The sequence below is a fragment of the Arthrobacter hankyongi genome (assembly GCF_022012395.1).
GTDB classification, from domain to species: Bacteria; Actinomycetota; Actinomycetes; order Actinomycetales; family Micrococcaceae; genus Crystallibacter; species Crystallibacter hankyongi.
In genome coordinates this window covers 10,613-30,810 of sequence record NZ_JAKLTQ010000023.1, presented here as the reverse complement: position 1 = coordinate 30,810, position 20,198 = coordinate 10,613, and the positions used below count along the sequence as shown (strand labels likewise).

Annotated in this window: 19 protein-coding genes; 14 read left to right on the top strand and 5 right to left on the bottom strand. The window is 69.4% G+C overall.

Features of this window, described 5'->3' with window-relative positions; genetic code table 11:
* Window positions 1-16: 16 nt before the first annotated feature.
* Entirely contained in the window at window positions 17-682 is a 666-nt protein-coding gene (locus tag LVY72_RS20730; protein WP_237826081.1) for an alpha/beta hydrolase family protein, read from the bottom strand.
* Between the two features lie 36 nt (window positions 683-718).
* On the opposite strand from LVY72_RS20730, the gene LVY72_RS20725 reads away from it, so the two are divergent.
* On the top strand, window positions 719-3,391 hold the full coding sequence (locus tag LVY72_RS20725; protein WP_237826078.1) for a PEP/pyruvate-binding domain-containing protein: 2,673 nt from the start codon (window positions 719-721) through the stop codon (window positions 3,389-3,391).
* A 19-nt stretch (window positions 3,392-3,410) separates the two neighbouring features.
* Here the strand turns inward: LVY72_RS20725 and LVY72_RS20720 are convergent, their stop codons facing one another.
* Complete coding sequence (locus tag LVY72_RS20720) at window positions 3,411-4,031, bottom strand: L-threonylcarbamoyladenylate synthase (RefSeq protein ID WP_237826071.1); 621 nt, start codon at window positions 4,029-4,031, stop codon at window positions 3,411-3,413.
* Window positions 4,032-4,432: 401 nt separating this feature from the next.
* Between LVY72_RS20720 and LVY72_RS20715 the strand changes: the two genes are divergently transcribed.
* The 4 genes from LVY72_RS20715 (at window position 4,433) to LVY72_RS20700 (ending at window position 8,221) form a co-directional block, all read left to right on the top strand.
* Complete coding sequence (locus LVY72_RS20715; RefSeq protein WP_237826068.1) at window positions 4,433-5,074, top strand: ABC transporter permease; 642 nt, start codon at window positions 4,433-4,435, stop codon at window positions 5,072-5,074.
* Entirely contained in the window at window positions 5,067-6,344 is a 1,278-nt protein-coding gene (locus tag LVY72_RS20710) for an ABC transporter ATP-binding protein (RefSeq protein WP_237826066.1), read from the top strand. The genes LVY72_RS20715 and LVY72_RS20710 overlap by 8 nt, the downstream gene beginning before the upstream one ends.
* 137 nt (window positions 6,345-6,481) lie before the next feature.
* Window positions 6,482-7,186 carry an ABC transporter permease gene (locus LVY72_RS20705; RefSeq protein ID WP_237826145.1) on the top strand — a complete coding sequence of 235 codons (705 nt, stop codon included), beginning with the start codon at window positions 6,482-6,484 and terminating at the stop codon, window positions 7,184-7,186.
* A complete protein-coding gene (locus tag LVY72_RS20700) occupies window positions 7,187-8,221 on the top strand; it encodes a glycine betaine ABC transporter substrate-binding protein (protein WP_237826065.1) in 1,035 nt (344 codons plus the stop codon).
* A gap of 87 nt (window positions 8,222-8,308) precedes the next feature.
* On the opposite strand, the gene LVY72_RS20695 is transcribed toward LVY72_RS20700, so the two are convergent.
* Both LVY72_RS20695 and LVY72_RS20690 read right to left on the bottom strand, forming a co-directional pair.
* On the bottom strand, window positions 8,309-9,991 hold the full coding sequence (locus LVY72_RS20695; protein ID WP_237826064.1) for a thiamine pyrophosphate-dependent enzyme: 1,683 nt from the start codon (window positions 9,989-9,991) through the stop codon (window positions 8,309-8,311).
* Between the two features lie 209 nt (window positions 9,992-10,200).
* The gene (locus tag LVY72_RS20690) at window positions 10,201-12,654 is read right to left on the bottom strand and encodes an ATP-dependent DNA ligase (protein WP_237826060.1); all 2,454 of its coding nucleotides are present in this window, start codon (window positions 12,652-12,654) and stop codon (window positions 10,201-10,203) included.
* A 96-nt stretch (window positions 12,655-12,750) separates the two neighbouring features.
* Between LVY72_RS20690 and ku the strand changes: the two genes are divergently transcribed.
* The 9 genes from ku (at window position 12,751) to LVY72_RS20645 (ending at window position 19,490) form a co-directional block, all read left to right on the top strand.
* Entirely contained in the window at window positions 12,751-13,617 is an 867-nt protein-coding gene (gene ku / locus LVY72_RS20685) for a non-homologous end joining protein Ku (RefSeq protein ID WP_237826057.1), read from the top strand.
* 89 nt (window positions 13,618-13,706) lie between these two features.
* Complete coding sequence (locus tag LVY72_RS20680; protein ID WP_237826052.1) at window positions 13,707-14,588, top strand: Rieske (2Fe-2S) protein; 882 nt, start codon at window positions 13,707-13,709, stop codon at window positions 14,586-14,588.
* 45 nt (window positions 14,589-14,633) lie between these two features.
* Window positions 14,634-15,203: a cysteine hydrolase family protein gene (locus LVY72_RS20675; protein ID WP_237826051.1), complete on the top strand. Its 570-nt coding sequence runs from the start codon at window positions 14,634-14,636 to the stop codon at window positions 15,201-15,203.
* Between the two features lie 155 nt (window positions 15,204-15,358).
* The gene (locus LVY72_RS20670; RefSeq protein ID WP_237826050.1) at window positions 15,359-15,847 is read left to right on the top strand and encodes a Dps family protein; all 489 of its coding nucleotides are present in this window, start codon (window positions 15,359-15,361) and stop codon (window positions 15,845-15,847) included.
* 45 nt (window positions 15,848-15,892) lie between these two features.
* A complete protein-coding gene (locus LVY72_RS20665; RefSeq protein ID WP_237826049.1) occupies window positions 15,893-16,120 on the top strand; it encodes a CsbD family protein in 228 nt (75 codons plus the stop codon).
* 121 nt (window positions 16,121-16,241) lie between these two features.
* The gene (locus LVY72_RS20660) at window positions 16,242-17,003 is read left to right on the top strand and encodes a glycosyltransferase family 2 protein (protein ID WP_237826048.1); all 762 of its coding nucleotides are present in this window, start codon (window positions 16,242-16,244) and stop codon (window positions 17,001-17,003) included.
* On the top strand, window positions 16,993-18,051 hold the full coding sequence (locus LVY72_RS20655; protein ID WP_237826046.1) for an acyl-CoA dehydrogenase family protein: 1,059 nt from the start codon (window positions 16,993-16,995) through the stop codon (window positions 18,049-18,051). Before LVY72_RS20660 ends, LVY72_RS20655 begins: the two co-directional genes overlap by 11 nt.
* Entirely contained in the window at window positions 18,048-18,836 is a 789-nt protein-coding gene (locus LVY72_RS20650) for a PIG-L deacetylase family protein (protein WP_237826045.1), read from the top strand. The genes LVY72_RS20655 and LVY72_RS20650 overlap by 4 nt, the downstream gene beginning before the upstream one ends.
* Entirely contained in the window at window positions 18,837-19,490 is a 654-nt protein-coding gene (locus LVY72_RS20645; protein WP_237826044.1) for a class I SAM-dependent DNA methyltransferase, read from the top strand. It abuts the gene before it with no gap.
* Here LVY72_RS20645 and LVY72_RS20640 read toward each other — a convergent pair.
* Window positions 19,483-20,184 carry a 4'-phosphopantetheinyl transferase family protein gene (locus tag LVY72_RS20640; protein WP_237826043.1) on the bottom strand — a complete coding sequence of 234 codons (702 nt, stop codon included), beginning with the start codon at window positions 20,182-20,184 and terminating at the stop codon, window positions 19,483-19,485. The two genes, LVY72_RS20645 and LVY72_RS20640, sit on opposite strands and share 8 nt — an antisense overlap.
* Window positions 20,185-20,198 lie beyond the last annotated feature (14 nt).

Sequence of the window (20,198 nt, the reverse complement as noted above, 5' to 3'; positions counted from 1 at the left end):
AGTCCTGCGCCGGGGGTCAGCCGTTCCTGCGCAGGAATGTCGAAACCCGTTCCGCCAGCGATGCCCCCACTTCCTGAGCCCCGAGCTTCACACCCGCGACGGCGAAGGAATGGTCGCCACCCTCGCGCCATTCCAGGGCCGCGTTCGGGCCGATGCGGGCGACCACGCTCTCGAGCAGGGCTGGGGTCGCGAACGGATCCCGTGTGCCTTGGAGGAAGAGCATGGGCAGCCTCAGCCCGTAAAGGTGTTCATCGCGGAGCTTCTCCGGCTTGCCCGGAGGGTGCAGCGGGTAGCCGAGGTAAACCAGCCCGGCCGCGGGCATACCCTCTGCCACCGCCATCGAGGCCATGCGTCCGCCGAAGGATTTTCCGGCGGCCCAGACGGGTCCGCCGCCTGCCCGGGTTATGGCGGCGTCCATTGCCGCGCGCCAGGCGGAAATGGCTGCCGGTGGCCGGTCGGGAAACTTCCTGCCCGCTTCGCGGTACGGGAAGTTGAAGCGGAGGGTGGCCACGCCGTCGTCGTTCAGGGCCCGGGCGAAGCCGGCCAGGAACGGATGGTCCATGCCGGCTCCGGCTCCATGGGCTACTACCAGCGTGGCGAACGGACAGTCCGGCCGGGCATAGACGCCGGACACCGCGGTGACGCCGACGGTGATGGTAACGGGTGACTCGCTGGCAGGCATGTATCAATCATGCCCGGACCGCTAGGATGCACGGTCATGACCTACATCAGGCAACTGGGCGAGGTCGGCCGCGGCGACCTCGCGCTGGCTGGCGGCAAGGGCGCCAACCTGGGCGAACTGGTGCAGGCGGGGCTGCCGGTACCGGCGGGCTTCGTGCTGCTCACTACCGCCTACGAGGCCTTTATCGAGGCGAACGGGATCGCGGCGCAGATCCTCGAGCTCGCGGCGCTCCCGCACGGCGCCGCGCTACAGGACTATGAGCAGGCCGCGCTGCGGATCCGGGAGCTGTTCACCGGAGGCAGGCTGCCCGCGGACGTCGACGTGGCACTGCGCGCAGCCTATCGCGGGCTGGGCGGGGAGGGCGCCGCGGTGGCGGTGCGCTCGTCTGCCACCGCCGAGGATCTGGCCTCCGCCAGCTCCGCCGGCCAGCAGGACACGTACCTGAATATCCGCGGGGCCGAGGCCTTGGCGGCGGCGGTCACTGCTTGCTGGGCGTCCCTGTGGACCGCCCGGGCGATGGCCTACCGTGCCCGCGCGGGCATCGACCCGGCCGCGGTGCGCCTGGCCGTTGTCGTGCAGGACATGGTCGACGCCGAGGCTGCCGGGGTGATGTTCACCGCCAATCCCGCGAACGGGCGCCCCGACCAACTGGTCATCAGCGCGGCGTGGGGGCTGGGGGAGTCGGTGGTGGGCGGTTCGGTGACCCCCGACGATATCGTCGTCGAGGCCGGTACGGGCCGCATCCTCTCGCGGCACACCGGCGACAAGCAGGTGATGACGGTCCGCGTCGAACGCGGCACCGCCGAGCAGCCGGTGCCGGGCGAACGCCGCCGGCAGCCGGTGCTGGACGATACTGCGGCGGCCGTCCTGGCGCGCCTGGGCGAACAAGCTGCCGGCCGGTTCCAAGCTCCGCAGGATATCGAGTGGGCGCTGGCCGGCGGAACCTTCTGCCTGCTCCAGTCCCGGCCGGTCACCGCGCTGCGCGCGCCCAGCGGAGAGGTTCCCACCGAGTGGCCGGTCCCGTATCCGAAGGGGATGTATTTCCGTGCGAGCATTGTCGAACAGCTCCCGGACCCGCTCTCGCCGCTGTTCGCCGACCTGATCGAGGGTTCCGTGATCCGGTCCCTGCGCGCCCTGATGACGCGGTCCTTCGGCGGCAAGCCCCTGCATGAAGGCGATCTGGGATTCCCCACGGTCAACGGGTATGCCTACTACTTCTACAGCACCACCGGGATGCTGCGCATGCTGGGCAAAACGCTGCCGGCGGTCCGCGCGCTGGCTCGCGGGGACGCGCAGCTGGGCATCGCGGGCTGGCGGGACTACGCCCATCCGCGCTACGAGCAGCAGGTTGCGGGCTGGGCCGCGCAACCGGCAGGGGACCTGTCCGGGTCCCGGCTGCTTGAGGGTGTCTCGGCCCTGCTGGACGCCGGCACCGCGTACTACACCGCGGTGCAGTCGGTCATCCCGGCCGCGGCCACCAGCGAGACCTGCTTCCGGCAGTACTACGACCGCTGCGTCCGGCGCGAGGGCGACCCGCCCGCGCAGACCTTCCTGCTCGGTTTTGACAGCGAGCCCATCCGCGCCGAGAAGTCCCTGTTCAGCCTGGCGGCGTGGACCCGGGACCAGCCGCGGCTGGCCGAGGCTCTTCGGGACATGCCGGCGGCCGCGCTCGCCGACGTGCTGCGCGGCGGCACAGTGCCGGACGGGCCGGAGCTGGAATGGCGGCAGTGGCGGGAGCGGTTCGTCCGGCACCTGGACCGCTTCGGCCACGCCGTTTACAACCTGGACTTCCTTACCCCGGTGCCTGCCGACGATCCGGCGCCGCTACTGGCGACCTTCAAGTACTACTTGGATGGACTCGGCAGCAACCCGCACCTGCGCCAGCAGCGCTCGGCCGACCGCCGCGAGGAGGCCACCCGGGACGTGCTGGCCCGGCTGGGGCCGGCACGGCGGGCGGCGTTCACCAGGCTGCTGCGCTGGGCCCAGTCCGCCGCCCCGGTGCGCGAGGACGCGCTGGCCGACATCGGCCTGGCCTGGCCGCCGATGCGGCGGATGCTGCGGGAGCTGGGCCGGCGGCTGGTGGACGCCGGTGTCATCGCCGAGCCTGCCGATGTCTTCTGGCTGCGTCTGGCAGAACTGCGCAGCGCCGTAGACTTCGGTCTGGCCGGCACGGACGGGACCGGGCCGGCCATCACCGGGGCGCAGCGCCCGGTGATGGTGGACGCCGTCGAACGGCGCAGGATGCGCTGGCGGGGCCAACGCCAGGCCGCGGCCCCGCAGATGCTGCCCATGATTCCATGGCTGGAGCGGGCCGTCGCCGGGCTGATGCCTGCGGGCTCCCAGCGCCAGAGCGGCGACGTCATTCACGGCGTCGGGGCCAGCGCCGGGCGGGTGAGGGCCCCGGCGTGCGTGCTGGCCGGCCCCGAGGACTTTTCGCGGATGCGTCCGGGGGATGTGCTGGTAGCCCGGATGACGACGCCGGCATGGACCCCGCTGTTCGCCATCGCCGCGGCCGTGGTGACCGACGTGGGCGGGCCGCTGAGCCACAGCTCGATCGTCGCCCGCGAGTACGGCATTCCCGCGGTGTTGGGCACCGGCGTGGCCACGCAGCGGATCGCCAGCGGCCAGCAAGTCGGCGTCGACGGTGACGCCGGCACCGTGACGACCGCCGGGCCCGTTTCCCACAGCGCGGAAGCAACGCCGCAGTAGCCACTCAAGAAGCCTGCCGCTACTCGAACGGGGCGGGGTCCCCGGCCCCGCGGCGTACGATCTCCGGGTAGCCGCTGGAGAAGTCCACCACTGTGGTTGGGTCGGGACCGCACTCGCCGGAATCCACCACGGCATCCACTTGGTGGTCGAGCCGCTCCTTGATCTCCCAGCCCTCGGTGAGCGCTGTCTCCTCGCCGGGCAGCAGTAGGGTGCTGGACAGCAGCGGTTCCCCGAGGCCGTCCAGCAGGGCCCGGACGACCCGGTGGTTTGGAATCCTGACGCCGACGGTCTTCTTTTTCGGATGGAGCATCCGGCGGGGCACTTCCTTGGTGGCCGGCAGGATGAAGGTGTAGGCGCCGGGCGTGGCGGCCTTGATGCTGCGGAAGATCTTGTTGTCGATATTGACGAACTGCCCCAGTTGGGCGAAGTCCTTGCAGACCAGCGTGAAGTGGTGCTTGTCGTCGAGCTGGCGGATTGTCCGGATCCGGTCCAGCGCCTCCTTGTTGCCCAGTTGCGCGCCGAGGGCGTAGCACGAGTCCGTGGGGTAGGCGATCAATCCGCCGGCCTGCAACAGCTCGACGATCCGGCCGATGGTGCGCGGCTGGGGATCCTGAGGGTGGACGTCGAAGAATCTGGCCATGGCACGAGCGTACGGCCCGGCACGGATTCGTGCATCGGGTAACTGGTTTCGTGCGTCTGATCAGGCGTTTTGTTTCACTGGGCTTGGCATCCCGGGACAGCAGGTAGGATGGATGAGGGCCTTCCGCCAACATTGTGCCGGCGGAAGCGCCCCGAGCAGCGTCCTGAATGACGCGCTGGCACGGCGCCTTTGCGCCGCAATGGCCTCCCCGCGGTGCGGGAATGCATCGCCCGTCGGCGGCTTCACCGCACCGGTGAAAACTACCTGCGCCCAGGTCGTGCGCGCCCAAAATGCGCCGCGCGCCGGCCGCTCAGCGCTGCCCGGGCCGCAGTACCGGGCAGATAGCCGGCATGGATGTGTAACTGGATGGATGCGTAACTAGTGAGGAAGAGAGCTTATTTGTGGTGGATTTCTTATCGGACAGGCTCAGGCCTATCCTGTTCGCCGGCTGGCAGCATTTCAGCCTGGTGGTGCAGTGCCTGATCCTGGCCACCATCCTGGCGGTACTGATCGCCACCTTGGTGTACCGGAACAAGGCGATGGTCTCCGCGGCCAATTCCGTGTCCGCCATCGGGCTGACCATTCCCTCATTTGCCCTGATCGGGCTGCTGGTCGCGCCCTTTGGCTTCGGCGTGACCCAGGCGGTGATCGTGGTCGCGTTCTATGCCATGCTGCCGATCCTGCGCAACGCCGTCGTCGGCCTGTCCGGAATCAGCCCCAGCGTGGTTGAGGCCGCCCGCGGCATTGGCATGAGCCGGCTGCGCACCCTGGTCCAGGTGGAACTGCCGATGGCCTGGCCGGTCATCCTCGCCGGAGTGCGCGTTTCGGCCCAGATGGTGATGGGCATCGCCGCCATCACCGCCTATGCCCTCGGGCCCGGGCTGGGCGGTTTCATCTTCTCCGGCCTGTCCCGGCTCGGCGGTGCCAACGCGCTGGAGTCCGTCGTGACCGGCGTCGGCGGCATCATCATCCTGGCCCTCATTCTTGATTTCCTTCTGGTCGGCCTCGGCCGGCTGACGACCCCGCGAGGTATCCGTGTCTGAATCCGTCATTACTTCCACTCCCGCTCCGGCCGCACGCCCGGAAGGCGTCACCGGCGCCAGCATCCTGCTGGACCAGGTCACCAAGCGGTATCCGGGCCAGAAACGGCCTGCCGTCGACGGCCTCACGCTGGAAATTCCGGCCGGGAAAATGGTGATGTTCGTCGGCCCGTCCGGCTGTGGCAAGACCACCACACTGAAGATGATCAACCGGCTGATCGAACCGACCGAAGGCAGCATCATCATCAATGGCGAGGACGTCACCCGGATGAACGGTGACGAGCTGCGCCGCAAGATCGGCTACGTGATCCAGGCCGGCGGTCTGTTCCCGCACCTGAGCGTGGCCGCCAACATTGCGATCGTGCCGAAGATGCTCGGCTGGGACAAGGCGCGCATTGCCGCCCGCGTGGACGAGCTGCTGGAGATGGTGTCGCTGGATCCGGCCATCTACCGGAACCGCTTCCCGAAGGAGCTCTCCGGCGGACAGCAGCAGCGGGTCGGCGTGGCCCGGGCCCTGGCCGCGGACCCGCCCGTCCTGCTGATGGACGAGCCCTTCGGCGCCGTGGATCCCATTACCCGCCAACGCCTGCAGGACGAGATGCTGCAGATCCAGTCCGAACTGCACAAGACCATCGTCTGCGTCACCCATGACTTCGACGAAGCGGTCAAGCTGGGCGACTGGATTGCCGTGTTCGACGCCGGAGCACAGTTGGTCCAGTACGACACGCCCGAACGGCTGCTGGCCGACCCGGCCAACGAGTTCGTGGAGAACTTCATCGGCTCCGGCGCGGGGCTGAAGCAGCTGACCTTGTCCCGGGTCAGCGACGTGGACCTGGCCGAAGCAATCATCGGCCGGCCGGGGGAGCGGGCGGCCGACGTCCTGGAACGCATCACTGCGGCCGGACACGGCCATGCCGTCATCGTCGACGACCGCGGCCGGCCCCTGCAATGGCCGTCGCGGCGCCAGCTCGGCCGGATGGAGACCATCAGCGCCGCGGCCGACCCGCAGCTTCCGGTAGTCGGCATGCGCGCCACGCTCAATGACGCCCTGGACACCATGCTCGTGTCCAGTGCCGGGGCGGCGCTGGTGACCGGACGGCGCGAAACCTTCCAGGGCGTCATCGATGTGGGAACGGTGATGGACGCCATCAACAAGGCCCACGAACTGGCGGCGATCGAGCCCGAGAACGCCCCGGTGGGAATCAATACCGGCAGCCTCCAGACGACGGCGGCGGCCGGGACCGGTGCCGGCGGCGAACAGGCGGGCCGGTGAAGGGCCCCGGGGCATTCGCCGGGTCCACTGCGGCGCCCCAGGCGCCGGAACTGGACACCGCGGAGCTGGACGGCGGGACCGCCGCGGCAGCGGACGCCGGTCTCGAGGCCGGCACGGCGTGGCGATCCTGGCGCGGCCTGATCTTCCAGCTGGTGGGCATCGTGGTGGTGCTGCTCGCGGTGATCACCTGGCTGCTCACCGCGCCGCTGTCGCCGACGGAGCTGACCACCCTGGCACCCGCGGCGCTCTGGACTCATACCGTCGAGCATCTGCAGCTGACGCTGCTGTCCGCCGTCATCGTGCTGCTGGTGGCCATTCCGCTGGGGATTGCGCTGACCCGGCCGCGGCTGCGCTTCCTGACCGGCCCGGTCCTTGCGGTCGCCAATATCGGCCAGGCTGCACCCTCGATCGGACTGGTCGTGCTGTTCGCCTTCTGGCTGGGCTTCGGGTTCCGGGCCGCCTTGCTGGCCCTGGTCCTGTACGGCGTGCTGCCCGTGCTCCGGAATACCATGGTGGGCCTGCAGCAGGTGGACCAGCGGCTGGTCGAAGCCGGACGCGGCATGGGCATGAGCGCTGCCGCGGTCCTGTTCAAGGTGGAGCTGCCCATGGCCGTGCCGGTCATGCTGGCCGGCATCCGTACCGCTCTAGTGCTGTTGGTGGGAACCGCCGCTCTGGCCGCCTTTGTCAACGGCGGCGGACTGGGGCTGCTGATCACCACGGGCGTTCAGCTGAACCTGCCGGCCGTCCTGGTTGCCGGGGCGGTACTGGTGGCATTGCTGGCGCTGTTTATTGACTGGGCGGGACGGGTGGTTGAACACCTGGCCCGGCCGAAAGGACTGTAGATGCTGGACTCTTTGTTGAACCGCCGGGCGCGATCATCCAAGGCTGCCGGCCGGCGGCGGGCCGGAACAGTGGGCCTGCTGGCCGCCGCCGCCCTGCTATTGTCCGGCTGCGGGCTGGCCCCGGCGGCGTCCTACGTGCCGGAGGCGGCGCCGGGCAGCATCCAGCCGGTACCAGGCGCCGAAGGCGTTCCGGTGAAGGTCACCGGCCGGAACAATACTGAAAGCCTGATCCTGGCCAAGATGGCTGTGCTCGCTGCCCAGGCAGCCGGCTTCGAGGTCTCGGACCTCAGCAATGTTCCGGGCAGCCAGCCCACCCGGTCGCTGATGCTCGCCGGCAAGGCGGACATCATCTGGGAATACACCGGGACGGCCTGGCTGTCCTTCATGGGGCACGACTCCGGCATCCCGGACCAGAAGGCCCAGTGGCAGGCGGTTCACGACGAGGACCTGGCGAACGGGCTGACCTGGGGTGCCAAGGCACCGCTGAACAACACCTATGCCCTGTCCGTCACGAACGAAACAGCGAAGAAGTACGGCCTGAGCAAGCTCTCGGACATCGCCAAGCTGCCGGTGGACCAGCGCACCTTCTGCGTCGAGCCGGAATTCAATTCCCGGCCTGACGGCTTCGGACCAATGCTCAAGCATTACGGTTTGGACCGCGGATCGGCCAGCGGTGTTCCGGAAGGCAATATCGGCGTCTACGATGTCGGGGCCCTTTACACTGCCACCGACAGCGGCCAGTGCACCTTCGGGGAGGTCTACGCCACGGACGGCCGGATCGACGCGCTCGGACTGACCGTGCTGAAGGATGATCAGCAGTTCTTCCCGGCCTACAACGTGGCGCCGGTCTTCAACTCCCGGACGCTGGCGGCGCATCCGCAGCTGGCGGGGATCTTCGAGCAGATGTCGCCGCTGCTGACGGACCGGACCATGCGGAAGCTGAACCTGAAGGTCGACGTCGAGGGGCAGGAGCCGGCGGACGTTGCCTTCGAATGGATGAAGGAGCAGGGCTTCCTCAGCGACGCCCAGCGCTGACGCCCGGCCCGCCGCGGACGCGCGGAAACAGCGGGACCCCCTCCACCGGAGGGGGTCCCGCTGTGCTGTCGGGTGCGGCCGGAGGCGTCAGTAGGCCTTGACCCGCTGCTCCACGATGAGGTGGATCAGGGCGAAGGTCTTGTCGTCGTCGATCGCCTTGAGTGCTGCTTCGAGGGCGGCGGGGACTTCGGCGTCGGTTTCGACGCGGATGCCGTAGCCGCCGAAGGCCTGGGCCATCAGGGCGAAGTCGGGGTTTTTCAGCTGGGTGCCGGAGATCCGTGCCGGGTAGTGGCGTTCCTGGTGGGTGCGGATGGTGCCGTATTCCTGGTTGTCCATCACGATCACCAACGGGGTGGCCCCGTACTGGGCGGCGGTGGCCAGTTCCTGGCCGTTCATCAGGAACTCGCCGTCCCCGGCGATGGTGACCACGCGGCGGCCGGGGTTCGCCAGCGAGGCGGCGACGGCGGAGGGGATGGAGTAGCCCATCGAGCCGTTGCGGGCCGAGAGCATCGAGGCGTAGGCCTGGGTGGGGAAGTAGCGGTGGGCCCAGTTGGTGTGTTCCCCGGCGCCGAGGGTGACCATCGCGTCCCCGGGCAGGGTGGGGACCAGGTTGGCGATCAGGGTGTCCATCCGGGCCTTGCCGGGAGAGGGTTCGGCCGGGGGCAGGGCGGCGAACTTTTCCTGTTCGGTGCGCATCCGTTCGGTGAAGGCCCGCCAGGAGTCCTTGGCGGGCAGTTCCATGGTGAGCAGGTCGCGGACGAACACGTCGGGTTTGGCCACGATCTGGTGGGAGACCGGGCCGGAGCGGCCGCGCAGCGAGGGGTCGATGGTGACCAGGAAGTTCTTCTTGGACCAGTCCTGGCGGACCAGGAAGCCGTCGGTGATCACATCGCCGGGCACGGTGCCGACGAAGACCAGCAGGTCGGTTTCCTCGAGCAGGTCGTAGGTGGGTTTGGGCCGCCCGTAGCCGATCGGGCCCACGTAGGAGGGGGAGTCGAAGGGCACGGTGCCCTCGCAGCGCCATTCGGCGGCCGCGGCGATCTTGTGGTCCTCGAGCCAGTGGGTCAGGGCGGTGGCGCCTTCGGCGGTCCAGTCGTTGCCGCCGACGACGAAGAGCGGCTTCTCGGCCTCGAGCAGGGCCGCCTTCAGGGCCTTCCAGTCCGCGACGGTCATTCCGCCCTGCGCGACGGGGATCACCGGGTGCAGGGCGGCGTCGATGGTTTCGCGGATGATGTCCTCGGGCAGGCCGACCACGACCGGGCCGGGGCGGCCGCTCATGGCCGCGAACATGGCCTCGGCGACGATCTCGGAGGCGCGTTCGGGGTGGTCCAGGACCATCACGCGCTTGGCGCCGGTGTCGAACCAGGCCTTGATGTCGAATTCCTGGAACGCCTCGCGGTCCCGGTGCTCGAACGGGATCAGGCCCACGAACAGGACCATCGGGGTGGAGTCCTGCCAGGCGGTGTGCAGGCCCACGTGCGCGTTGGCCGCGCCCGGGCCGCGGGTGACCATCGCGACCCCGGGGCGCTGGTTCATCTTCCCGTCGGCCTCGGCCATGTACGCCGCGCCGCCCTCGTGCCGGCAGACAACGGTCTCGATCTGCGAGTGGTGCAGCCCGTCCAGCACGTCCAGGAAGGACTCCCCGGGCACCACATAGGTCCGCTCCACCCCGTGGGCCACCAGCGAATCGACAATCACATGCCCGGCCGACTTCAGCGTCTTCTCCCCGGACGCCGGATTGTCCGGCGCATCAACTTGAACCTGTGTCATCTGGTGTCTACTTTCCCGTACAGATCTGTCATGGCCACCGGCGGCGCGGCATAGTGCGAGTGCATGAATTCGAACCACCGTGATTGAGCAAAATTACATGATCGAATGTGGTAGGCGGGAGCCGGGCAAGAAACACAGTGGTAATGAATGTGACCCGATTCATAGGTGTGATCCGGGTCCTGCGCGAAATTCCATCCCCTTCGGTGCCGCTACGGGACTTCCCAGGCCACCTCGCCGGGGTCCTTGTCCGGCCGCCAGCCGCGCCAGACCGGCTGCCGCAGCCGGCCCTCGGCGGTGCGCCCGGTGTGCTTCACCTCGCCGACCAGCCGCGGGGACACCCATTCGGCGTCGCGCTGGTCGGCGGCCGGAACATCCTGCACGGCCGGTGTTTTGCGGGCCAGCGGCACCAGCCGGTGCGCCGCGTCGTCCAAATCCGCCCTGCTGAAGCCGGTGCCTACCCGTCCGGCGTAGGCCAGACGCCCGCCGTCGTTCACCGCCAGCAGCAGTGATCCGATACCGCCGGCGCGGTTGCCGGCGCCGTGCCGCCAGCCAACGACGACCACCTCCTGATGGGTCTGGTTCTTGATCTTGATCCAGGTGTGGGCGCGCCGGCCGGACAGGTAAACGCTCGACAGCTTCTTTGCGATGATGCCTTCCAGGCCAAGCTGGTCCGAGGCGGCCAGGGCTTCCCGTGCGGTGCCGGTGAAGGCTTCGGGCAGCTGGACGAAGCGTCCCGGTGCCACCGTGTCGAATAGTGCCTGGCGCCGCATCGTATAGGCCGAGCGCATCAAGGCCTGGCCGCCCGCGTACAGGGCATCGAAGAGGATCAGGTACACCGGTGTGGTTTTGGCGGCGGCGGCGACCTCCGCATCCTTGGCCAGGTTCATCCGGTTCTGCAGCCGGCCGAAATCCGGCCGGCCGCCGGGCGCGAGCGCGACGATTTCGCCGTCGAGGACCGCCGGGCCGTCCACCAGGCCGGCGAGTTCCTGCAGTTCCGGGTAGGTCCCGGTCCGGTCCAGACCCTTGCGGGTGACCAGGCGGACCGCGCCGTCCTGGACCGTGGCGATGACCCGGACGCCGTCCCACTTCATCTCGCAGGCCCAGTCTTCCTCCGGATCGAGGTCCGTCAGGATTCCCGTCGTGGCGAGCATGGGGGAGGCATCGGGCAGGTCCCCCCGGATGCGCGGCTCGTCCCGGTCGCCGAGGGCCGGCTGGTCCTTCATCAGGTGGATCAGCCAGTTGTTGCCGGATTTCCCCATGCCGGGCGCGTTGATCAGCGCGTAGCGCCGCGGCAGGGAGCCCAGTCCGCCGCCGTCGCGCCCGTGCAGGACGGCAATGACTTCCTTGCCCTCGCGCCATTTTTCGAGCTCGTATGTCCCGCTGTCCCAGATCCTGACCACGCCGGCACCATACTCGCCCTTGGGGATGGTGCCCTCGAAGCTGCCGTAGTCGAGCGGATGGTCCTCGGTCATCACCGCCAGCCGGTTCTCCTCAGGATCCAGCGGCGGCCCCTTCGGCACTGCCCAGGACACCAGTACGCCCGAATGCTCCAGCCGGAAGTCCCAATGCAGCCTGCGGGCATGGTGCTCCTGGATCACAAAGCTGGGTGCGCCGCCGGCAGCCTGGCTTTGCCCGGTGCCGGAGCCGGCTTCGGGGACCGGTTCGGGCGTCTTGGCGGCGTCCCGCATGCGCCGGTACTTGGCCAGCTGGTCGGAATCCAGGCCAGCGTGCCCGGCCGGAACGCCGTCATCCTTCCCGCCGGACGTTCCGCTCCAGCCCTGCGCAGCGATCGGGTCGATGCCGGCCGCCACCCGCTCCATGACGTCGCGGTAGTCCAGCTGCGCCAGGCCCGGATCCTCAAGCTCCGCCCAGGTCCGCGGTGCCGCCACGTTCGGATGCGGCCGGCCCCGGAGCGAATACGGACAGACGGTGGTCTTGGAGCCGTTGTTCTGGCTCCAGTCCACCAGCACCTTTCCCGTCCGCAGGGCCTTCTTCATGTCGCTGACTACCAGCGTCGGATGCGAGGCTTCCAGAGCACGCGCCAGTTCGTGCGCGACCTCGGTGACCTCGGCGCTGGTATGCCTGCCATCCAGTGGGGCATACAGGTGGATGCCCTTGGATCCGGAGGTCACCGGCACCGCATCGAGCTCCATCCCCTGCAGGATCTCCCGGCACAGCAGGGCCACTTCCACGCATTCCGGCAGGCCGGTGCCTTCGCCCGGGTCCAGGTCCAGGACCAGCCGGTCCGGGTTCCGCGGCACCAGATCCGGGCCGAAGCGCCACTGCGGGACGTGGATTTCCAGCGCCGCCACCTGTCCGAGCCAGGCCAGCACCGCCGGATCGTTCACCAGCGGATAGGTGTTGACGTGGTCCTTGTGGCGGATCTCGGCCCGCGGCACCCACTCGGGTGCGGAATCCTCCAGATCCTTGCGGAAGAACGGATGGCCCGGCTTGCCGGCCGTGCCGACGCCGTCCACCCAGCGTTTGCGGGTCGCGGGCCGCCAGGCGGCCTGGGGGATGAGCACGGGTGCCACTGCGGCGAGGTACTGCAGGACATCGGCCTTGGTGGTGCCCGTTTCCGGGTACAGCACCTTGTCCAGATTGCTGACCTTCAGTCTCCGGCCGGCCACAGCGACCAGCTGTTCGTGAGCGCGGGGCGACATCGTGGTGGGACTCCTTTCCTGCCCTCACTGTGCACTCTGCTCCTAAACCGGCCGTGAGGCTAGTGCAACTGCCGCCCTGGTGCTTGAATGATCACCATGAGGGCGATCTGGACGGGAGCCGTCACCTTCGGGCTGGTCAATATTCCGGTGCGGCTCTACTCCGCCACGGCTGACCATGACATCGAACTGCACCAGGTGCACGACGCCGACGGCGGACGCATCCGCTATGAGCGCCGCTGCGATGTCTGCGGGCGGAAAATCGACTATGAGCATATCGACAAGGCTTTCGACGACGGCGAAAACACCGTGGTGCTCACCGACGAAGACCTGGCCGTGTTGCCGGCCGAACGCAGCCACGAGATCGAGGTGGTCCGGTTCGTGCCCAGCGAGCAGATCGACCCGCTGATGCTCGAACGCAGCTACTATCTGGAGCCGGATCCCAATGCGGTCAAGGCCTATGTGCTGCTGCGCCGGACGCTGGAGCAGACGGACCTGACCAGCATCGTCAAGTTCGCCCTGCGGCAGAAGACGCGGCTGGGGATCCTGCGCGTGCGCGGCAACGTGCTGCTGCTGCAGTCGCTGCTCTGGGCGGACGAGGTGCGCGAAGCCCAGTTCCCCGCCCTCTCCTCCCGGGTGCGGGTATCGGCACAGGAACTGGAGATGTCCGCCGCCCTGGTCGGCCGCTACTCCGAGGATTTCGACCCGGAGGACTTCCAGGACGACTACCAGGTGGAACTGCGCCGGCTGATCGACGAGAAGCTGAAGCAGGGTGCGGCGCTGGATACGGAGGCCACCTTCGGAGCCGCCGAGGAAGAGGAAGGCGCCGGGGACCTCGTGGATCTGATGGAGGCGCTGCGCAAGAGCCTGGAGCGGCGCGGGGCCGGCGCCAAGGAGCGGCCTGCTCGGAAATCGGGGGCGCCCAGCCATACGAAGGGTGCGGCCGCCCGGCGCAAGGGCGCCTGACGCCTGCCTGACCGGTTGCCTTCGGTGGCCGGCCGGCATCATGCTGGTCACCACATGATCGGCAGGCTGACCACCCGGCAGGAGGAACCGTGAAGAACGTGCTGCCTTTCAAGGCCATCGAGCGGCTGGAGTCCCTGGACACCCTGGATATGCCGGCGATCGGCGTGCAGCGGCTCGTCCATGCTGTCCTGCCGCCCGGGTGGCTGAAGGACGTGCTGCACGGGGTGCCGCAGGGACATCCGTTGCATCCGGTGGCCGTCCAGCTGCCGCTCGGCACCTGGAGCTCGGCCGCGGTGCTGGACTTCTTCCCCGGCACGAAGCGGGCGGCCACGATCCTGCTTGCCGCCGGGCTGGCCGCCGTGCTTCCGTCAGCGGTATCGGGACTGGCCGACTTCGCCGACCTGCATCCGCAGCAGGCGCGCGTGGGGCTGGTCCATGCCTCGGCCAACATCCTGGGCACTTCGGCGTTTGCCGCTTCGCTGGTGCAGCGCTCGCGGGGAAACCTGCAGGCGGGCAAGTGGCTTGGCCGCGCCGGCCTGCTGCTGGTGCTGGCCGGCGGCTCGCTCGGCGGCCATCTGGCGTACCATCAGGCCGCCGGGGCCAACCATGCCGAATCCGTCCCGCACCGCGTCCCGCCCGGCTGGCATCCAGTCGGCGGGCTGGATGAGTTCGCGCCGGGACGGCTGGCGGGCAGGATGGTGGGCGAGGTTCCGGTGCTGGTCTGGCGGCCGGCGGAGGGCAGCGGGGTCTTCGCCATGGCCGCGGCCTGTTCACACCTGTCCGGCCCGTTGCCCGATGGGGCGGTGACGGGGCCTGCGGGCCGGGAATGCGTGGTGTGCCCCTGGCACAAGAGCACCTTCGAACTGCGCACCGGCGAAGTGGTCCACGGTCCGGCAACCGTTTCCCAGCCACGCTTCCGCACCCGCGTGGTGGACGGACAGGTCGAGGTTTGCCTGCCGGGCGCCGGATGAGGTCTGGACGGGCCGTTGCCAAGGGGCTTGCGAGGAGGTGGCAGCATGGGTGTGGCGGTACTCGTGATCGACATGCAGAAGGGCTATTTCGAGAATCCGGAGCTGGCCGGCAGGCAGCAGCACCTGGTGGGGCAGTGCAACCAGCTGATCCTTCAGGCCACTGGTGCCGGCGTTCCGGTGCTGCTCGTCTGCACCGTACATCAGCGCGACAAGTCAACCTGGACTTTGAACATGCTCGAGGACGACCAGGGCTTCGCTTTCGAGGGAGGCGAGACCGGTGAGCTCGTGCCCCGGCTGGCCGCTTCGGGCCTGCCGAAGCTGGCCAAGACCAGGGACAGCGCCTTCATGGGCACCGACCTGCTGATGCGGCTGCGCAACTGGGGAACCGACACCCTGGTGCTGGCCGGGGTGTCCTCCCATAACTGCATCGCCCAGACCGGGGCGGATGCGTTTGCCCACAACTTCCGGGTGATCTATGCCAAGGATGCGATGGCCTCGACCAACGAGGAGTATGCCGACCGGATGCTGGCCATCCTGTGCGACGAATACCGGCAGGAACTGGCGGATTCGGTGACGGTCAAACGGTGCCTGGCCGGTGGAAACACTGTCCAGTGACCGCTTCCGCCGGCTGCGGGCTGCTTGCCCGGCTCCGATATTCCACTTACGCTGTAAATACACAGTATGCTTAGGAAGTTGCGAGGGCGGTTCCGTGAGGAACGCCCGGCGGCGTTCCTGGACGGTGTAAACGAGCGACGACAGTTGGAGGATTGTTGAAGGCATCAAAGCAGCTGAGCGAAAACCTGCAGAAGGTCCTGGTCGATCTCGTCGAACTTCATGTCCAGTGCAAGCAGGCGCATTGGAACCTGGTAGGCAAGAACTTCCGCGACCTGCACCTGCAGTTGGATGAGATCATCGCCGATGCCCGCCTGTTTGCGGACGAAGCGGCCGAACGGATGCGTGCCCTGCACGCGGTGCCGGACGGGCGCAGCGGCACGGTGGCCAAGACCACGAGCCTTAAACCCTTCCCGATGGGACTGGTCTCCACCGCGGACACCGTGGAACTGGTGGTCGGCATGCTGGAGGCCAGCGTGGGGACAATGCGCGACGTCCACGACCAGGTGGACGAGGAAGATCCGACCACCGCGGACATCCTGCACGGCTTCATCCAGAAGCTGGAGCAGTACGCCTGGATGGTGGAGGCCGAGAACATGGCGCCCACCGCCAAGATCGAAGCTGCAAAAACCAGGAAAGCGTCCTGATAAACACATCCACAGCCTGCACCGCAGGCAGAAAGAAGGTTGATCATGGGACTGGATGACAAGATTGACGCCGCCACTGACAAGGCCAAGGGTAAAGTCAACGAAGCCGTCGGCAAGGCCACCAACGATTCGTCGCAAGTTGCCAAGGGCAAGGCCCAGCAGGCCGAAGGCGAAATCAAGGACACTGTGGCCGATGCCAAGGCGCACCTGCGCGAAGACACGGAAGACGCCAAGGACCGCCTGGACGATACCGAAGGCGGAACCCGCATCTGATTCCCCGGCCGGCGGCCTCAGGCCGCCGGCGCTACTGCCGCTGCCGCCCGGAGCATCCTCCGGGCGGCAGCGGCAGTGTTCGGACATTCGCCCGGCACCGGACCGAAAGGCCAGCAGACCAATGAATCCCATTGACCATGTGGCAGTTGTGGTACCCGCCCGGAACGAGGAGGCATACCTGCCCCGCAGCCTGGCCTGCCTGGGCCGTGCGGTCGATGAATTGCTGCGGTGCGCCTCGTCCAGGACGGCATCCCTGACCGCTTCCGTGACGGTGGTGCTGGACGGTTGCACGGACGGCTCCGCGGAGCTGCTGGCCGGCTGGCCGGGGGTCGGCATCCTGGAGATCGACGAAGGCAACGTCGGAATGGCACGGGCTGCCGGGGTCGGCCGGGCACTGGCCCGGCACCGGGGCCGGCCCGGGTCCCTGTGGCTGGCCAACACCGACGCGGACACCATGGTCCCGCCGCACTGGCTGACCGCCCAGCTGGCGTATGCCGCCACCGGCATTGAAATGGTCCTGGGCACGGTGATGCCGGATCCGGACGAGCTGTCCGCGGCGGCGCTGGACCGCTGGATGCGCCGGCACCGCCTGGCCGTCGGACATCCGCATATCCACGGGGCGAACCTGGGCCTGAATGCCGACCTGTACCTGCGTGCCGGAGGCTACCGCGGACAGACGGTGGGGGAGGACCGGGACCTGGTGGCCCGGGCCAAGGGACTGACCTCCCGCTGGGTGGCCGCCGACGACGGCAGGGTGGTCACGTCCGCCCGCACCACCGGCCGGGCGCCGGACGGCTTCGCCCGCTACCTGGCCCTGCTGCCGGAGAGCAGCCCGCGGCCGGTGGCCGCCGCGCCGCTGGACGGATTTGTCCATGCCGGCTGAGCACCTGCTGCCGGTCTTCCTTGGCCCAGGGAGGCAGGCCGGTGAGGCCCTGGACCTGCTCCACGATGCGGCGGCCCGTGCCCGGTGCTCCGCGGGGGATGCCGGCGCCGCCATTGACGCCGCCCTCGCACTGGGTCCCCGGGTCCCGCTGCCGGGCAGCGGCCAGACACTGCTGCTGTGGGAGGTGCTGGCCACCCTGGGCGCCGCGGACCTGACAGCTGCCCGGGTCGTCGAGCCCCACCTGGATGCACTGGCGATCCTGGCCCAGGACGGCAGCGAGGCTCCGCCCGGCGGCAGCTGGGGCGTCTTTGCGGCCGAGGCCGGGGGCGTCCGGCTCGAGGCCACCGAGGGCGCCGGCGGCTGGCGGCTCTCCGGCCGCAAACCCTGGTGCTCGCTGGGGGCACAGCTGTCGCACGCCGTGGTCACGGCACACCTTGCCGACGGCGGGCGCCGGGCCTTCGCCGTCGACCTGCGGCAGGCCGGTGTGGCTGCCGCCGCGGACGGATGGATCAGCAGGGGACTGAGCGCGGTGCGTACCCAGAGCCTGGATTTTGACGGAGCCGATGCCGTTCCGGTGGGCCCGGCCGGCTGGTACCTGGACCGTCCCGGCTTTGCCTGGGGCGGGATGGGCGTGGCCGCCTGCTGGTACGGCGGCGCCGCCTCAGTGGCGCGCCGGCTGCTGCAGGGCTGCCTGGAGCGGGAACCGGACCAGTTGGCGCTGGCCGCCCTGGGCCGCGTGGACACCGCGCTGCATGGGGCCCGGACGGCCCTGGCCGAAGCGGCCGATGCCGTCGACGCGGGCGAAGCGGCGGGAACTGCCGGAGCAGTGCTGGCCTATCGGACCCGCGGTACCGTCCACGCTGCGGCCGAGCTGGTGCTGCAGACGGCAGCCCACAACCTCGGTCCGGCACCGCTGGCGTTCGAGGAGGAGCACGCCCGGTGTGTGGCTGACCTGCAGATCTACCTGCGGCAGTACCACGGCGCCCGGGACCTGGCCGCCTTGGGCCGGATGCTGCTGTCCGGTCCGGGGGAGAAGGTCCCGTGGTGAACTTCCGACACACCGACCGCACCAGCAGCGAGGACGCCTGGCGGCGCTGGCCGCTGTGGCAGGCGGCACCGCCGCTGCCCGTCACCGGGCTCGGGCACCTGATTGTGGTGTCCGCGCATCCGGATGACGAGACGCTCGGTGCGGCCGGGCTGATCCTGCAGGCGGCCCGGTGCGGCGCCCGCATCAGCGTGGTGGTGGCTACCGATGGCGAAGCGTCCCATCCGGCTTCCCGGACCTGGACTCCGGACCGGCTCGCGGCGGCCCGGCGGGCGGAACTGGCCCACGCCGTCGGGCTCCTGGGGCCGGCCGCCGACGTGCGTTTCCTGGGTCTGGGCGACGGACGGCTGGCGGCCCGGGCACAGCGGCTGGAAGCCGTACTGCAGGCAACGGCCGGCGGCCGGACCGGGCCGGGCTTCACCGCGATTGCCGCTCCCTGGCGGGGTGACGGCCATCCTGACCATGCGGCAGCAGGGTCCGCTGCCGCCGCCGCGGCCGCCGGGACCGGCGCGATGCTGCTGGAATACCCGGTGTGGCTGTGGCACTGGGGTGCGCCGGGACAAACCGGCGTGCCGTGGGACAGCTTCCGGATCCTCCGGCTGGATGCGGCCATGCACCGGCTCAAGGCAGCCGCGATGGCCGCACATGTTACCCAGGTTGTGCCGCTGTCCGGGCTGCCCGGGGACGAGGTGCTGCTCGGCCCGGAGGTGCTGGAGCATTTCGGCAGGCAGTTCGAGAGCTTCATCCTGACCAGGCCTGCTGCGGCCGGGGGAAACGGGGGAGGCTGAGTGGACGAGGACGGCAGGACCGGCGGGGACGGCCGCCGGGACGCTGCGCGGCAGCCGGAGCTGACCGCGCGCCTGGATGCGCTCCATGCACGGAATCCGGATCCTTGGGGGTTCGAAACCCGCTTCTACGAAGCGCGCAAGCGTGCCTTGACCCTGGCATCGCTGCCGCGGGCGGCCTTCGTCTCGGGACTGGAGGTGGGCTGCTCCATCGGTGTCCTGACCGCGGAACTGGCCGGCCGGGCGGAGCGGCTGCTCGCCGTGGATGTCAGTGCCCACGCCGTAGCGGCCGCCCGGTCCCGGCTGGCCGGCCACCGCCACGTGCGGGTCGAGCAGCTCCAGGTGCCCGCTGCGTGGCCGCCGGGCGGCTTCGACCTCGTGGTGGTTTCCGAGGTGGGGTACTACCTGACCGAGCAGGAAATCCTGGCGCTGGCCGACAGGATCCTGGCCAGCCTGGAACCGGACGGTGTGGTGGTGTTGTGCCACTGGCGGCATCCCCTTGAGGACTCGGCACTGGACGGCGACCGCGTCCATGAGCTGCTGCGCACCCGGACCGGTCTGGCGGTGCTGGCCGAGCACTGCGAGGAGGACTTCCGGCTCGAGGTCCTGGTCCGGCCGCCGGCCATCTCGGTGGCCCGCCGCGAGGGCCTTATTTGAGCCCGGCCGCCGAGGCGAGAAGCCCTGACGCCTGCTGCGGCGCCAGCGGCAGGGCCGCCGAGCTGGCCAGCGCGGCCAGATGATGCTCCCCGGCGGGGACCCAGCCAACGTGCAGTCCGTCCAGCTCCGGTACGGACGGGCAGACCGTGCGGGCGCTGAACGGCTGGTCCGTGCCGGCGCCGGCCGGTTCGACGCTGAGCTGCACCGGTTCGACCGTGAGACCGTGGCCGGTTGCCTTCAAGGCGGCCTCCTTGGCTGTCCAGAGCCGCATCCGGTCCAGCGTCCCGGCCCGGCCGCGCCCGGTCCTGCGCCGTTCGGCGGGGGAGAGGACCGTCTGGTCGAAGCCTTCGAACACTTCTTCCGGGACGAGTTCGACGTCGGCGCCGAGCCGGATTCCGGCCGGCCCGGCTGCGGCCAGCACCATCGTCCGGGTCCGGGACAGGCTCACCTCCAGCCCTGCCACTTGTGGCTTGCCATGGTCCGTGCCGCCGCAGCTGGGGCAGTGGCGGGTAACCTGCAGCGCGGCGGCCTGGTCCGGCGGCACGGCGAGCAGATGGGCCGCGAGCAGCCGCAGCAGGGCGCGGGAGGCAAGGAAGGCCGCGGCGTCCTCAGGGTGCCGATAGCGCCCGGACTGCTCCGCCTCCGCACCAAGCAGCGCCTGGTAGCCGCCCGCCGCGGCCGCCAGCCGGCTCATCTCGCCGGGCGAGG

Bases quoted from the DNA above. Each gene is read 5' to 3' on its own strand.
- LVY72_RS20725 (WP_237826078.1), top strand. From the start codon at position 719: ATGACCTACATCAGGCAACTGGGCGAGGTCGGCCGCGGCGACCTCGCG.
- LVY72_RS20640 (WP_237826043.1), bottom strand. From the start codon at position 20,184: ATGAGCCGGCTGGCGGCCGCGGCGGGCGGCTACCAGGCGCTGCTTGGT.
- LVY72_RS20695 (WP_237826064.1), bottom strand. From the start codon at position 9,991: ATGACACAGGTTCAAGTTGATGCGCCGGACAATCCGGCGTCCGGGGAG.
- LVY72_RS20665 (WP_237826049.1), top strand. From the start codon at position 15,893: ATGGGACTGGATGACAAGATTGACGCCGCCACTGACAAGGCCAAGGGT.
- LVY72_RS20720 (WP_237826071.1), bottom strand. From the start codon at position 4,031: ATGGCCAGATTCTTCGACGTCCACCCTCAGGATCCCCAGCCGCGCACC.
- ku (WP_237826057.1), top strand. From the start codon at position 12,751: ATGAGGGCGATCTGGACGGGAGCCGTCACCTTCGGGCTGGTCAATATT.
- LVY72_RS20660 (WP_237826048.1), top strand. From the start codon at position 16,242: ATGAATCCCATTGACCATGTGGCAGTTGTGGTACCCGCCCGGAACGAG.
- LVY72_RS20730 (WP_237826081.1), bottom strand. From the start codon at position 682: ATGCCTGCCAGCGAGTCACCCGTTACCATCACCGTCGGCGTCACCGCG.
- LVY72_RS20675 (WP_237826051.1), top strand. From the start codon at position 14,634: ATGGGTGTGGCGGTACTCGTGATCGACATGCAGAAGGGCTATTTCGAG.
- LVY72_RS20655 (WP_237826046.1), top strand. From the start codon at position 16,993: ATGCCGGCTGAGCACCTGCTGCCGGTCTTCCTTGGCCCAGGGAGGCAG.
- LVY72_RS20700 (WP_237826065.1), top strand. From the start codon at position 7,187: ATGCTGGACTCTTTGTTGAACCGCCGGGCGCGATCATCCAAGGCTGCC.
- LVY72_RS20690 (WP_237826060.1), bottom strand. From the start codon at position 12,654: ATGTCGCCCCGCGCTCACGAACAGCTGGTCGCTGTGGCCGGCCGGAGA.